The sequence below is a fragment of the Sphingomonas sp. LC-1 genome, assembly GCF_025371035.1.
Classification (GTDB): domain Bacteria; phylum Pseudomonadota; class Alphaproteobacteria; order Sphingomonadales; family Sphingomonadaceae; genus Sphingomonas; species Sphingomonas sanguinis_E.
In genome coordinates, this window is sequence record NZ_JANZXB010000006.1 from 20,085 (window position 1) to 33,741 (window position 13,657).

Annotated in this window: 13 protein-coding genes; 2 read left to right on the forward strand and 11 right to left on the reverse strand. The window is 64.7% G+C overall.

Annotated features, from left to right (window positions below; all coding sequences use genetic code 11):
- Window positions 1-12 precede the first annotated feature (12 nt).
- The 11 genes from NZL82_RS10060 to NZL82_RS10110 form a co-directional block, all read right to left on the reverse strand.
- Window positions 13-936 (reverse strand): sugar phosphate isomerase/epimerase, encoded by a 924-nt coding sequence (locus NZL82_RS10060; RefSeq protein ID WP_261269629.1) that lies wholly within the window; start codon window positions 934-936, stop codon window positions 13-15.
- The gene (locus NZL82_RS10065; protein ID WP_261269630.1) at window positions 936-1,913 is read right to left on the reverse strand and encodes a sugar phosphate isomerase/epimerase; all 978 of its coding nucleotides are present in this window, start codon (window positions 1,911-1,913) and stop codon (window positions 936-938) included. Before NZL82_RS10065 ends, NZL82_RS10060 begins: the two co-directional genes overlap by 1 nt.
- Window positions 1,914-1,969: 56 nt before the next feature.
- On the reverse strand, window positions 1,970-3,271 hold the full coding sequence (locus NZL82_RS10070) for an MFS transporter (RefSeq protein ID WP_261269631.1): 1,302 nt from the start codon (window positions 3,269-3,271) through the stop codon (window positions 1,970-1,972).
- A 40-nt stretch (window positions 3,272-3,311) separates the two neighbouring features.
- The gene (locus NZL82_RS10075) at window positions 3,312-4,085 is read right to left on the reverse strand and encodes a TIM barrel protein (protein ID WP_261269632.1); all 774 of its coding nucleotides are present in this window, start codon (window positions 4,083-4,085) and stop codon (window positions 3,312-3,314) included.
- A gap of 530 nt (window positions 4,086-4,615) precedes the next feature.
- The gene (locus NZL82_RS10080; protein WP_261269633.1) at window positions 4,616-4,933 is read right to left on the reverse strand and encodes a hypothetical protein; all 318 of its coding nucleotides are present in this window, start codon (window positions 4,931-4,933) and stop codon (window positions 4,616-4,618) included.
- Window positions 4,934-4,946: 13 nt separating this feature from the next.
- Window positions 4,947-5,753 (reverse strand): alpha/beta hydrolase, encoded by an 807-nt coding sequence (locus tag NZL82_RS10085; protein WP_261269634.1) that lies wholly within the window; start codon window positions 5,751-5,753, stop codon window positions 4,947-4,949.
- A gap of 2 nt (window positions 5,754-5,755) precedes the next feature.
- Window positions 5,756-7,918 carry a TonB-dependent siderophore receptor gene (locus NZL82_RS10090; protein WP_261269635.1) on the reverse strand — a complete coding sequence of 721 codons (2,163 nt, stop codon included), beginning with the start codon at window positions 7,916-7,918 and terminating at the stop codon, window positions 5,756-5,758.
- 278 nt (window positions 7,919-8,196) lie between these two features.
- The gene (locus NZL82_RS10095; protein ID WP_314732883.1) at window positions 8,197-9,543 is read right to left on the reverse strand and encodes an alkaline phosphatase PhoX; all 1,347 of its coding nucleotides are present in this window, start codon (window positions 9,541-9,543) and stop codon (window positions 8,197-8,199) included.
- Window positions 9,536-9,985 carry a transcriptional repressor gene (locus NZL82_RS10100; protein ID WP_261269636.1) on the reverse strand — a complete coding sequence of 150 codons (450 nt, stop codon included), beginning with the start codon at window positions 9,983-9,985 and terminating at the stop codon, window positions 9,536-9,538. Before NZL82_RS10100 ends, NZL82_RS10095 begins: the two co-directional genes overlap by 8 nt.
- Window positions 9,982-11,085 carry a GTP-binding protein gene (locus NZL82_RS10105; protein WP_261269637.1) on the reverse strand — a complete coding sequence of 368 codons (1,104 nt, stop codon included), beginning with the start codon at window positions 11,083-11,085 and terminating at the stop codon, window positions 9,982-9,984. The genes NZL82_RS10100 and NZL82_RS10105 overlap by 4 nt, the downstream gene beginning before the upstream one ends.
- Entirely contained in the window at window positions 11,082-11,513 is a 432-nt protein-coding gene (locus tag NZL82_RS10110; RefSeq protein WP_261269638.1) for a MerC domain-containing protein, read from the reverse strand. The genes NZL82_RS10105 and NZL82_RS10110 overlap by 4 nt, the downstream gene beginning before the upstream one ends.
- A gap of 54 nt (window positions 11,514-11,567) precedes the next feature.
- On the opposite strand from NZL82_RS10110, the gene NZL82_RS10115 reads away from it, so the two are divergent.
- Together NZL82_RS10115 and NZL82_RS10120 are read left to right on the forward strand one after the other, a co-directional pair.
- Window positions 11,568-12,800, forward strand: a complete 1,233-nt coding sequence (locus NZL82_RS10115) for a GTP-binding protein (RefSeq protein ID WP_261269639.1) — start codon at window positions 11,568-11,570, stop codon at window positions 12,798-12,800.
- Window positions 12,801-12,900: 100 nt separating this feature from the next.
- Window positions 12,901-13,587, forward strand: coding sequence for a superoxide dismutase (locus tag NZL82_RS10120; RefSeq protein WP_261269640.1), 687 nt, complete (start codon window positions 12,901-12,903; stop codon window positions 13,585-13,587).
- Window positions 13,588-13,657 lie beyond the last annotated feature (70 nt).

Below are 13,657 nucleotides of genomic sequence, written 5' to 3' on the forward strand. Positions count from 1 at the left end.
TGCGCCCTCCCCTCAGTCGTAGATGGGCCGCAATTCCTTATCGATGTGGTATCGTGTCAGGGCCATCGACGCGAGAAGGTCCGGCGACCCGTCATATTCGACCGACATCCAGCCCTTGAACTGATATTTCTTCAACAGGTGATACAGGCCCTTCAGGTCCAACTCACCCAGGCCGGGCTCCCAGAACCAGCGTGTGCCGTCATCGGTGATCTCCGGGTCCTGAGCATAGCGGACTTCATCGGGCTGGCGGACCGAGGCCGTATCCTTCAGGTGGAAGGTGCTGATCCGGTCGTGATAATCCTCGTAGAAGGTCAGCAGATCCTCGCCCATGATCGCGACCTGCGCCGTGTCGATGCAATAGTGAACCAGCTCAGGATCGGTGCTTTCGATGAACTCGCGGTGGTTCGGCAGATTGATCGCGCAGAAGAACTCGTTGTGAAGACCGATCTTGACGCCGTGGTCGGTCGCATAGCGCCCGATCTCGTTGATCGTCCGGGCACATTGCTGAACCTGTTCGCGCGACAGCGGACCCGACCCGTAATAGTTGTTGGTCGGACAGGTGTTCATATAGGTGCCGCCGAACTTCACGATCGTGTCCACGGCCTCCCGTCCCGAGCGCACCGCTTCCTCGAAATGATCGGCGGCATGCGAGGCATGGGCGCCGTGGAACATCCCGATCACATCGACGCCGCGATCCTTCGCGAACGCGGTGAATGCCTCGGGCGAGCCGAACAGGGGCAGGATGTCGGCGAGGTCCCAGGGCGCGATCTCGATACCGTCAAAGCCGAGCGCCGACTGGTATTTCAGGATCGTGTCCCAGTCGGAATAATAGGCGGAGTTCGTATTGTTCTCGTAATAGAAATCGCGGAAGTTCTCGATCTGCCGATAGGGGATCGCCTTCCAATGGCTCATATTGGCGTAGCGGATATTGGGCATCACAGGGCACTCCGTCCGGCCTGGTTCGGCAGTTGGTTGAGGAAGGCACGAGTGCGCAGAAGAGCGCGGAACGGATCGCGTGTCTGGCGGGCGCTGCAGACGACCGGTCCGTCATAGCCCAGATCATCCAGTAGCTGGACGATACGCGACAGATCGACCGATCCGGTTCCGGGATCGCGGAACACCTGTGTGGCCCGCCCGGCCGGGAATTCGGGGTTCGGGCTCTTCCATGTCTCGTCCGTATCGAGGAAATCGGTATCGGTGAGGTGCACGCAGCCGATCCGGCCGATATGCGCGCTGATGAACGCGGCGGGCGAAACGCCCGCGATCGTCAAGGTCGCGGTATCGACGTCGAGCGTGACGCTTTCGGGCAGGGCGTCGAGCAGCGGAAGGATGCGCTCGCCCCGGAAAAGGCTCCAATATTCGTTACGCAGCACCAGGGTGACGCCCACCTCCTGCGCCTTGGCGGCAAGGCCCTGAAGCAGTTCGGTCACGCGCGCGACGATGTCATCCATCTTCGCGTCCAGATCGGGGTGATAATGCGCCATCCGCCCGTAAAAGGCGGACGGGCTGATCGCAAAATAATCGGCACCGAGGTCGGCGGCATGGGAAAGCGCCTCGCCCGCGAAATGGCCGCTGGCCCCGAAGAAGAAGCCCATATTGTCATTGCGCATGAACAGATTGGGATCGAAGGTAACGCCGACGACCCGGTCGATGCCGCTTTGGCGCAACACGTCCCGGTAATTGGCGGCGCTTTGATATTTTGTGTTGATGCAATAGCGGTTCATCGGAACGCCGCTGCGGCCGCCAAATTGCCAGACCGGCTCATAGGGGATCTCGATCGCGCGAAACCCGCTCGCACTGATCAGCGGATACAGCTCCTCCCAGAAATATTTGCCTTCATACCGGTTTCGGTTGGGTTCCTGATAATGGCGATTGATCAGATCCAGGCTTATGCCGATCGTATCTTTGTTCATGTCGGTTTCCATCGTTTTCACGGATGCGTCGCCGCGCGACACCCGGATTGGTATGACTAACGCTTGGCCGGTCCCGTCCGGGGCCAGCAGAGAACGACGAGCGTCTGGACGGCGAGCACCGCCACCGCGCCGCCGCTATAGGTCCAGCGGATGGCCTCCCGCGCGGCGTCGCTGACATGGCCGGGGGCATAGTCGAATGCGCCCAGCACATAGGCGAAGCCAGCCGTGCCCAGCGCCATGCCGAGCTTCGTCGAAAGACTGATGCCTGCGGATAACAGCCCCTCGCGACGGGCGCCGAACTTCGCCTCGTGGTAATTTACGGTTTCCGCGATCATCGCATAGGTCGAGGTGATCGTGATCGAGGTCGCCAGGCAGCCCGCGACGTAGAAGCCCAGAAATACCGGCACATTGTCCTGAACGAAGGGCAACGCTCCGAACAGCACTGCCGCGATGGCGAGCGCGCCGGCCGTGCCGTTCCGCAGGCCGGTGCGCGTCAGGATCGCGGGCGCGAAGAAGGCGGACAGGAGCAGCATACCCGCGACGGCGGGCAGCATGACCGAGATCATCCATGGCCGCTTCATGACGTCGATGGCGAAATAGGCGGTGGCGGCCATCATCATGCCGAAGCGCGCGAAATAGAGCAGGCAATGGAAGAAGACGACCAGCCAGGCACGGTTGCGCAACATCTCGCCGACCGCGGAAAGAATGGCGAAGCCCGGCGGGGCATCATCCTCGTACCGCTCCTTGCAGTTGCGGAAGAGCGCCAGCGTGCAGATCAGCCCGACGATCGCGAACAGCACGGCAACGAGCGTGAACCCTCGCTGCTGGTTTCCTCCGCCCAGCAAACCGACCAATGGCATGACCGCCGCCGTTCCCAGCACGACGCCGGTCGCGGTGCCGATCGAACGCAGGCCCGACAGCCGCAGCCGCTCCTTGCCGTCCAGCGTCATCATCGGCATCAACGCGGTATAGGGGATCGCCTGAAGCGACATGACGATACCCAGCGCCTTGAAGGTGACGAAGGCGTAGACGAGTTGCGCGCCCTGGCTCCATGCAGGCATCGAGAAGACGGCAACGGTCAACAGCGCATAGGGAATGGCCGTGCACAGGAAATAGACGCGGGTACGCCCCCAGCGGGTGCGGGTCTTATCGACCCCGATGCCGACCAGCACATCGACCACGGCGTCCAATATCCGCGCGACCAGAAATACCGTGCCGACCGACGCCGCGGGCAAGCCCACGACATTGGTGTAATAGAACAGCAGGAAACCGCTGGCCATATTATAGGCCAGACTGGTTCCCATGTCGCCAAAGCCGTAACTCAGGCGCTCGACAAAGCCCAATTCGCTTTTTTGCATGACGATGACCCGTTCAGGACTGGGAAGCAGCGGATGCGGGTCAGTCGGCCAGCGCTTCTTGCGAAACGGCCAGCGATTGCACCATGGGCAGCGTCGGAAAATATTCGAGACCGATGGCGCCGGTATAGCCAAGATCACGCAAGGTCTGCGTGACCTCCTTCCAGTCGACAGCGCCGGTCCCCGGCTCGTTGCGGTCGGGCATATCGGCGACCTGCACATGGGCGACCAGATCAATACGCCCGGTGAGTACCGTGCGCATGTCCTCACCCATCACGGCACTGTGCCAGACATCGTACAGGAGACGCAGGTTCGGGCTGCCCACCGCCTCGACCAGGTCGAGGCCGAGCGTGGTGCTGACCAGATACATGGTCGCGAAAAGCCGGGTGTTGAGCGGCTCGAGCAGGAGCATGACGCCCGCCTCCTCCGCCGCATCGGCCGCGGCGCGCAAGGCGGCCACGGCATTGTCGAAATGCTCTTGCTCGCTCATGCCCTCCACCCGGAAACCCGAGGCGACGATCAGGGCGGGCTTGCCGAGCTTGGCGGTGGCGGCGATGGTTTCGCGAACGGCGGTGACCATCTCCTCACGCTCAGCGGGATCGACGATCGAGCGGCGCGGATCGACGCACAGGCTGGTCAGCCGCATTCCCGTGTCCGAGAGCGCCACCGCGAGCGCGTCGATGGGCTTGTCACGCCAAAGGTGAAATTCGGCCAATTCCAACCCGGCCGCCTTGGCCGCGCGAAGACGCGCATCCAGCGCTCCAGCTTCGGCGAACTGCCATTCAATGCATGACGATAGCGAATAGACCGCAGACATAGGACCCTCTCCCATTCTACGGCCCCGTGGTGCGTTTGCACTCGTATGCCTGGCGAGTGAATCCCCGCTATTTTGTTTCCCGATTAGTCCCTCATTTGCCCAGCCAATGCAAGCCGAATGCGGCTCATTCAAAGGAAATCCAGCGAATAAGCCTCAGGCCGCCCATTATGGCTCCCTGCGCAGGCCCTCCTGGCTGCTCGCAACGACACTCGACCCAACTTTCTGGTCAAATCGCGGCTTAGGTGTTCAGTCCTGTCATTTGCTGGATCGGATTGACGATGAACAGTTTCGTCCTGACGTCCAAATTTTACGATATCTTCGTAAGTTGTAAGGACGCCCAGCGGCTTGACGCTGAAATAAAAATGCAGGCGACGAAGGAGGCGGCGAGATAATCCATAGCTGATCGTGCGGCCATTTAAGTGGAAGCGTTTGACGGTCAGTATTGCACGACCCACCGTGACACGCTTTGAAAAACATTACGGCGACACGCCAGGCTATGGGTGGCGGGAGGGTTGAATCTCGACGCCGCATCACTGTCGAGACGCGCAGCCGCGCTGGGCCTCGATGGATCGTTTGGGGCCCGGCATCTCGCTGTGCATCCCGATGGGCGCAGGCCTTCCTGAAAAGCCTTTATCGAGGCGGTGCACTGGCTCGACCTGGACCAGGCAGACATCGCCCGGATGCTTCAAGGTGCGCGTGACGCATTCGCCCATGCCCGGATGCTGGCCGATGTCGCCTTCTCCTGATCCCGCGCTCAACGGCATTGCCCCGGCGAGCCGCCAAGGGATGCGCCAACCAGGGGCGATGGCATAGAGGCGCGATGCTACGCCGATCGCGGCAAACACCACGCGCCATCGGAGATCATCGTTCCGGCTCCCCAAAGGCGAAGCGGATCGCCGGGGCCATGGCCGCCAGCATCGTCGTTCCGTGCGACTGCCCCGGCAGCGGGAGGAAACGTGCCCGGCCGACCCCTCCGCCGCGATCAAGCGACCGGGCCAGTTCGGCGGGGGATGCAGCGGCAGCCTCCCCTTCCGCGATCAGGATGCGGGGTCCGTCCGTCGCCGTGGCGGCTTCGCGTGCGATCAGCCCATCGCCGAACCAGAGCGACGGACTGACCGCGACCACCGTATCGAACATCGCCGGGCGGGTCAGGGCGGCATGCAAGCCGACCAGACCGCCGAAGCTGTGGCCGAGCAGTGTCTCCCGAGACAGATCAACCCGCCAGCGCTGGCGGACGAGCGGCTGAACCTGACGTTCGATGAGGTCGAGAAAGGCCTCCGCTCCACCGGTCGCGAGTCCGCTGGCGGGCGTGGTCGCGGGGATCGTCCAGCCGGGCGTCGCGGGCGTATAGTCGCGGACGCGGCGCTCCAGCGGCCCGGCCGCGATCCCGACGACGATGCCATCCGAAACGCCGCTCCGTGCACCTGCCCGCGCCAGCCGGCGCGCGGTGAGCGCCGCGATCGCAAAATTATCCTCACCGTCCAGCACGTAGAGCACAGGATAGCCGCCGGGCGGCGGAGGCGCCTCCGGCCAGGCGATGAAGATGCGATACGCCTCTCCGCTTTTGGCGTGGACGACCCGCTCGACGCTGTGCGACAGCGTATAGGGCGTCTCCGCCGCCACCGGCGCGGCGGGTCCGGCCAGTGCGAGCAAGAGGGTTGCCAGCATGCTCACCACCGGTATTGCAGCCGGAGATTCAGCGTCCGCCCCGACCCGTAATAACAGGCGGAAGGCGACGAACACAGCGCGACATAGCGATGATTGGTCAGGTTGCGCGCATTGACCGACAGGATGATGCCGCTGGCAAAGGCCTTGCGCAGGAACAGATCGTACAGGGTATAGCTGGGCACACGATAGGCATTGGCCGTGTCGCCATAGGAAACGCCGACATAGCGTACGCCGCCGCCAAGCCCGACCCCGCCCAGCGGCCCGCCCTCGGCAAAGCGATAGTCGGCAAATAGCGACCCCATCCAATCAGGCACCTGCGCCAGCCGATTGCCCTGTTGCCCGGCCGCGCCACGCGTGATCTCGCTATCCATATAGGTGCCGGTCGCGATCATGCTGAGCCCGCCGACCAGCGTCGCCTTGCCTTCCAATTCGACTCCCCGAATGCGGCCCTGTCCGGTCTGGACCTGGCAGGTTCCGCCCGCGCAGACATGGCTTTCGTCCGGGTCGGGACTGGCGAGATTGTTCTGGGTCAACTGATACGCCGCCGCGGTCAGCAGCGCGTTGCTGCCACGCGGCTGGAACTTGACGCCCGCCTCATATTGCTCGCCGGTCGTCGGCTTGAACGGCGTGCCGTCAAAATACTGGCCGGTCGTCGGCTGGAACGAGGTGGAATAGCTGGCATAGGGCGCAAGGCCGCTCGGCGAGACCCAGGTCGCGCCCGCCCGCCACGTCATCTTGTCGGCCTTGGTCAGCGTCACCGGATCGGTGCTGCCGGTCGCCAGCTCGTTGACCTGATGGTTCTTCGCCCAGTCATAGCGCGCGCCCAGCGTGACATGAAGCTGGCCGAGCGTGATCTGATCCTGGCCATAGGCGCCGACCTGCTCCACCCGCGCGTTCAGATAGACCTGCGGCTTCAGCGTCTGGAAGATCCGCCCCACGCCTTGCGACACGGGATTGAAGATGTCGGGCATCGGTGGAACGTCCGTCGACAGATCGCGCCGGTGCCGCCATTCGGTATCGAGCAGATCGAGGCCGACCAGTACCCGGTGCGCCAGGGGACCCGTGTCGATACGGCCTTCGATCTTGGTATCAAGGCCATAGCCATCCGAATGGCCGACGCCTTGCACCGCGCGCCGGTTGATCGTCTGACCATTGGCCAGTGTGCCGCCACGCAGTACGGTTCCCTGAAACAGCGTCTCGACATGGGTGTAGCGACCATTCTGCCGCAGTTCGAGCCGATCGGAAAAGGCATGGCGCATTTCGTATCCGACCAGATACTGGTCGCGATCGAAGGTGTTGAACTGGGGTTCGCCGAGAAAGGCGTCGAGCCGGATATGGCGCCCCCCCGCCCCCGGCTGCCGCGATCCGACATCGGGCAGGAACTGGAAGGTCGATCCGCCCTCGTCACGCTGATATTGCGCCATAAGCGTGATGCTGGTCGCCGCGTCGGGTGCCCAGCTCAGGCTGGGGGCGATATAATAACGCCCGGTCTTGATCGCATCGATCTGTGCATCGCCATAGCGCGCCAGGCCGACGAGCCGCGCGCTGATCGTGCCGTCGCGTGTGAGTGGCCCGGATATGTCGGCCGCGCCCTGATATTGCCATTTGCCGAGATCGGTGAACCCGGCCCCCTGCACCATGATCTCGCCGCGCGGACGCGCGGTCGGGCGCTTCGTGACCAGATTGACGATACCGCCCGGCGCCACCTGCCCGAACAGCACCGCCGAAGGGCCCTTCAGGACCTCGATCTGCTGAAGCGCGAACGGGTCGAACGCGGTCCGCGTCCATTGCCCGCCGGACGGTAGGCGAATGCCGTCGAGGAACAGATTGTCACTGAAGCTGCCGGCCGCGAAGCCGCGTACCGAAAAGCTGTCGGCACGGCTGTCGATACCGTCCTGCTCGGCCTGGACGCCCGCGGTGTAAGCCAGCGCCTCGGTGACGCTATGGACCGCACGGACGTCGAGTTCCTCGCGGGTGATGACCGAGATGGATTGCGGCACCTCGATCAAACGCGTCGAGGTTTTGGTTCCCGACGTCGCCTGAGTCTGTCCGGTAGCCGTCACGACGATCTCGCTGTTGCGCAGTGCGTCGCCGGTTTTTTCCTGCGCCACCGCCGGCGATGCCGCCGAAGACAGCAGCAACCCGACACCCCAATAAATCTTCATAGGTCTCCCGCCCCTGGTATCCGCTGCCCTTGAGGCCCGTCGCGGACAATGCGGGATCGCCCTTAGCTACGATAGATAATGCGAGTCAATCGCATTTGGTAAGGGATTAAGATGCTTGTGGAATTCTCGGGAGGTAAATCGCTTCGGGATGGGGCCCAGCGCCGTATCTGCATCGGGGCCCCAGCTATCCTCCACGGATCGGCAATGCCGTCAGCCGTTACGTTCCTCGGCAGCGACAGCGATGGACCAAGGCACGCCCCCGAAAAGCGGCGAAAAGCTCAAGCCAGCACGCTTGCGGGCATGGTAATCGCTAGGGTCCGTGCCGGGCTGTAAAGGTTGACGTAGAGGGTGCGGCCATCGGGTGAGAAACAGGCCCCCGCCAACTCGGTCTGTGCGTGCAGAAAGCCCAATATATAGGTCTGCCCCGCGGGCGTGACGCCGATGAGCCGGTTGGTGACGGTCTCGGTATATTGGTCCTCGCACATGATCAGATGGCCGTTCGGCGCGACCGTCAGATTGTCTCCGAAGTCGAGCATCGGCTTGCCGGTCGACTCGACGAAGATCTGGACCATGCCGCCCGTCGCCTGATGCCCTTCGTCGCGGGCGGGGCGATAGCGCATGATCTGGCCCAGCCCGGCCGCCCCGCCCGACGTACAGCAGAAATAGAGTTCGCCACGGCCCATATGGATGCCCTCGCCACGGGCGAACAACAATGCTCCAGCGGCCGCGCCGCGCGCGCGCAGATCGTCCTGCGGGCTGTCGACATGGTCGAGATCGATCCAGCGGGTCGGCAGCCATTCGCCCGGCGCCACGCCGATACCCGTCCAGTTCCGGCTGTCGCGCCGCGCCGGATCGCGCGCCGCAAGCGCCTGGAGCCGTCCGCCCGCCACCAGCCGGCCGGGGCGGGCGGGCAGAAACCGATAGAGCAGGCTGTCGTCGCGATCCTCGGTCAGATAGACGATGCCGGTGCGCGGATCGACCGCCGCCGCCTCGTGGTTGAAACGACCCATGGCGCGCAACGGCACCGGATCGACGCGCCCGCGCGCCGCCGCCGGCACCTCGAAGACCCAGCCATGATCCTGCGAGACGCCACCGCCCGCACGGGTCACATCCTCTTCGCAGGTCAGCCAGCTTCCCCATGGCGTCGTTCCACCAGCACAATTGCGGATCGTTCCCGCCAGGCTCAGATGCTGTGACAGGACCCGTCCGCTGGCATCGTCGATGACCAGCGTGGTCGTACCACCCGGCAGGGCGAGCCCATCGGGGTGGCGGTCGAACGCCGCTCCCAAGGCACCGGCACGCGCACCCTTTGCGGCATCCTCGGGCAAAAGCTCGTGGTTGCGGACCAGGGCATGGCGTTTGCCGGGCAGCGGGATGCAGCCCATGCCGTCGGCGTGATCGGGTACGACCAGCCCATCGTCCATCCTGTCACCCAGCGCCGAGACGATGCGGTAGGAAAAGCCGCTTGGCAGGTCGAGCAGTCCGGCGGGATCGGGCAGCAGCGGGCCGTATCCGACCCGGCCCGTGTCGGGGACGGCGGCATTCGCGATACGGGCAAGGCCCGCAAAGGCGGTGGCGGTCAGGCCGAGCGTGGCGGAGCGGCGGGTCGGGGTGAGATCAAGCATGACCATATCCTGTCGCAGCCATGTTTCGCGCGGATGACGCAGAGGCATGGCCGGCGCAGGCATCGCACAAGCCGGCGGCTTCGAGCGGTGCGGCGGCCAGTACGAAACCGCGCTGCACCGCTTGCGCTTGGATGGACCGCATCGCGCCATGCTCGATCAATTGCACATGGTGGCAAGACAGGCAGACGAAGCACAGATCGATCGGCCGCGAACACACGACATAGGCGCGCAGCATCTCGACCCGCAGCACGCGCCGCTGGCGGACCAGTCGCGCGAGCGTGCGATAAACCTGCGCCGGGACGATCGGATTGACCCGCTCGCTGGCCCGCGCGGCAATGTCATAGGCGCTGAGCGGTCGGCCCCCTTCCGCCAATATGCCATGGACCAGCGCCTCGATCTCGCCACAACGCCGCCGGGGCGCGACCTTGCCGTCATGGGTCATACGCGGTCGCTCGCCGCGACGCTCTCCACCAGCCCCTGCAACTGCACCTCGTTCAGCCCCAGCGTCATCAGGGCAAGGGTTCCGCGAAGCTCCTCCGGGTCGATCCCCCGCGTGATGAACACCATGCGCGTGCGTCGGTCGTCGGATGGCCATCGTTCCAGCTCGACCGGCGGGTGGAATATGTGCTGCACGCCGTGCACCACCACCGGCGCATCGAACCCCGCCAGGTTGACGATTCCCTTCACGCGCAGCAGGTCCGCGCCCTTGAACATGGTGAGCAGCCCCAGCCAGCGGTCGAAGGCGACCGGGTCGAGCGGCGTGTCGAAGGTCAGACAGGTGGCGCGGATGCCGTCGTCATGGCGATTGACGTCGTGGTGATGATGGTCGTGATGGTGGTGGTGGTGCCCGTCCTGATAGGCTTCGTCGGCCAGCCAGCGGCGGACATCCTCGCTCTTGGCGGCGGGATCGTACAGCCCCACGCCGAACAATAGAGCGGCGTCGACGATGCCGTTGGTGACGGGGATGACCGGTGCGGCGGGGTTGAGCGTGGCCAGGCGATCGCGCAGCCTGTCCTGCGCGCCCATCCCGACCAGATCGGTCTTGGTCAGCAAGAGCCGATCGGCAACCGCGGCCTGCTTCACCGCCTCGGCCTGGCTGTCCAGCGTCGCCATCCCAGTCGCCGCATCGACCGTCGCGATGACCGCGTCGAGCCGATAGAGCGATGCCAGCCGGGGGTCGGTCATCAGCGTGTGCAGGATCGGTGCCGGATCGGCCAGCCCCGTCGTCTCGATCACCACCCGGTCGAACCATGGCTGACCACTGCGTGCGAAGCGCCATGGTGCGTCCCGCAAGGTGCGCGCCAGATCGCCCCTGATCGTGCAGCACAGGCAGCCGCCGATCATTTCGACGACCATATCCTCGTTCGACCGCGCGACGAGATCATGATCCAGCCCGACCGCGCCGAACTCGTTGATGACGACCAGCGCCCGCGCCATGTCCGCCGAACGGACCAGATGATTGAGGACCGTCGTCTTGCCGCTGCCGAGAAAGCCGGTCAGTACCGAGACCGGAATGCGCGCGTCCGCCACCACGCCGCTCACGCCCGGTCCTCCGCCGGGCAGGCGGCGGGTGCGCCCTTCCCATGTGACATGGCTCGCCAATTCCCGACATGCGCCACCGCGAGCAGCACTGCGCCCAGGCTGCTGACCCCGCGCTCGGTCGTCTCGACCGAGACGGCAAAGGCTCCGATACCGAGCAGCGCCAGCCCGACGACCGCGAGGCGCAGGGGCCAGCGGCTGTCATGCCGCCGCCGCCCCAGCGCCATCGCCAGCATGCTGGTCGGCAGCGCCAGCGCGAAGGCGACGGCATGGAAGCTTTCGGGCACCGTCAGCATCGTCGCCAGCACCGGCAGCGCGACCAGCAGGACCGGCAGCAACAGGCAGTGGATCAGGCACAGCACCGACGCGGTCACCGCGAAACCGTCGAGCCAATATTGCCGACCAAAAGCGATCTTGAAGACACTGGACACCGAATAGCTCTTTCCATTAAGTTATGTTGTAACGTATCACATGGGAATATCGTCATGGCAACCCTTCCGTCTCAGGATCGTCTCCCCGTCACGGTGCTGTCGGGTTTTCTCGGCGCGGGAAAGACGACGCTGCTCAACCATATCCTGGCCAATCGCGAGGGGCGCCGCGTCGCCGTGATCGTCAACGATATGTCGGAAGTGAATATCGACGCCGATCTGGTGCGTGGCGGCGAGGCGGCACTATCGCGATCGGAAGAGGCGCTGGTCGAGATGACCAATGGCTGCATCTGCTGCACGCTGCGCGACGACCTGCTGGCGGAGGTGCGCGCGCTCGCCGAGGCGGGGCGGTTCGACTATCTGGTGATCGAGTCGACCGGCATTTCCGAACCGCTGCCCGTCGCCACCACCTTCTCCTTCCGCGACGAGGAGGGCGTGTCGCTGGGCGATGTGGCGCTGCTCGACACGATGGTGACGGTGGTCGATGCCATCAACCTGCTGGCCGATTATTCCAGCCAGGATTTCCTCGCCGATCGCGGCGAGACGATGGGTGAGGAGGACACGCGCAGTCTGGTCGGCCTGCTGGTCGAACAGATCGAGTTCGCCGATGTGGTGGTGATCAACAAGGCGTCGTCGGTGTCGCCCGAACAGTTCGCGACCGTCAGGAAGCTGGTCGCCAGCCTCAACGCCGATGCCGTCATCGTGCCCGCCGACCATGGCCGGGTCGATCTGGACCTCGTTCTCGCCACCGGCCTGTTCGACGAGGAGAAAGCGTCGCGCCACCCGCTCTGGGCCAAGGAGCTTTACGGCTATGAGCACCACCAGCCCGAGACGGAGGAATATGGCATAGAGAGCTTCGTCTATCGCGCCCGGCAGCCCTTCGATCCGGCGAAGTTCCGCGCCTTCCTGACCGATGGCGGCCTGGATCACATAGTGCGCGCCAAGGGGCATTTCTGGCTGGCGACGCGGCCAGACTGGGTCGGCGAACTGGCGGTGGCGGGCAGCCAGACGATGAGCTCCCGCCTCGGCCGCTGGTGGGCGTCGATCCCGAAGAACCAGTGGCCGGATGACGGCCGGTTCGAGGAATTCGTCGCCAGCCACTGGGACCCCATCTGGGGCGATCGGCGACAGGAACTGGTGTTCATCGGCATCGGCATGGACGAGGCACGCATCCGGCAGCGGCTCGACGCCTGCCTCCTCGCCGCCCCCGCCTTCACGCCGAACCTGTGGGCGACGCTGCACGACCCCTTCCCCGCATGGGGCACGCCGCAGTTGCAGGCCGCCGAATGACAGGCGCCGCGATCAGCGGACGGCTTCGCCGCGTTCGTGGATAACGGCGACTTGTGCCGGACCGCACATCACACCAGCCCCTCTGAACCGGAGAGCAACGATGACATACTGGATTGCCTGTCTCGCCGCGCTTGCGACGCCCGCCACCGCGCAGGAACAGAAGGCCACGACGCCGTTCGTCCTTGCGCCGCTTCCCTATCCGGCCACCGCGCTTGAGCCGGTGATCGACGCCGAAACGATGACGCTGCACCATGACCGGCATCATCAGGCCTATATCGATTCGCTCAACAAGGCGATCGCCGCCGATCCGGCACTGGCGGGGCGGTCGCTGGAGCAGTTGCTCGCCGTCGCCGGGGCGGAACCGGCGGCGGTGCGCAACAATGCGGGCGGCCATTGGAACCACAGCTTCTTCTGGAAGACGATGGCGCGTCCGGGCACCGGCGGCCAGCCTTCGCCCGAACTCGCGCGGGCGATCGATGCCGCCTTCGGGTCAATGGACGCGATGAAGGCGGCGTTTAAAACGGCAGGCACGGGGCGCTTCGGCTCGGGCTGGGTCTGGCTGATCCTGGGACCGGACAGCAGGCTCGCCATCGCCTCGACACCCAATCAGGACAATCCGCTGATGGACGTGGCCGAAACCCACGGCACGCCGCTGCTCGGCAACGATGTGTGGGAACATGCCTATTATCTGAAGCATCGCAACCGCCGCGCCGACTATCTGGATGCATGGTGGCAGGTCGTGGACTGGAAGACGGTATCGGAGCGCTTCGCCGCCGCACGGCGCTAGCGCATCCCGCAGCCCGACCCCCTGCCATCGCCGGTTTGACAGCGGTCAAAGGCATCGACCCGGCCGCGGG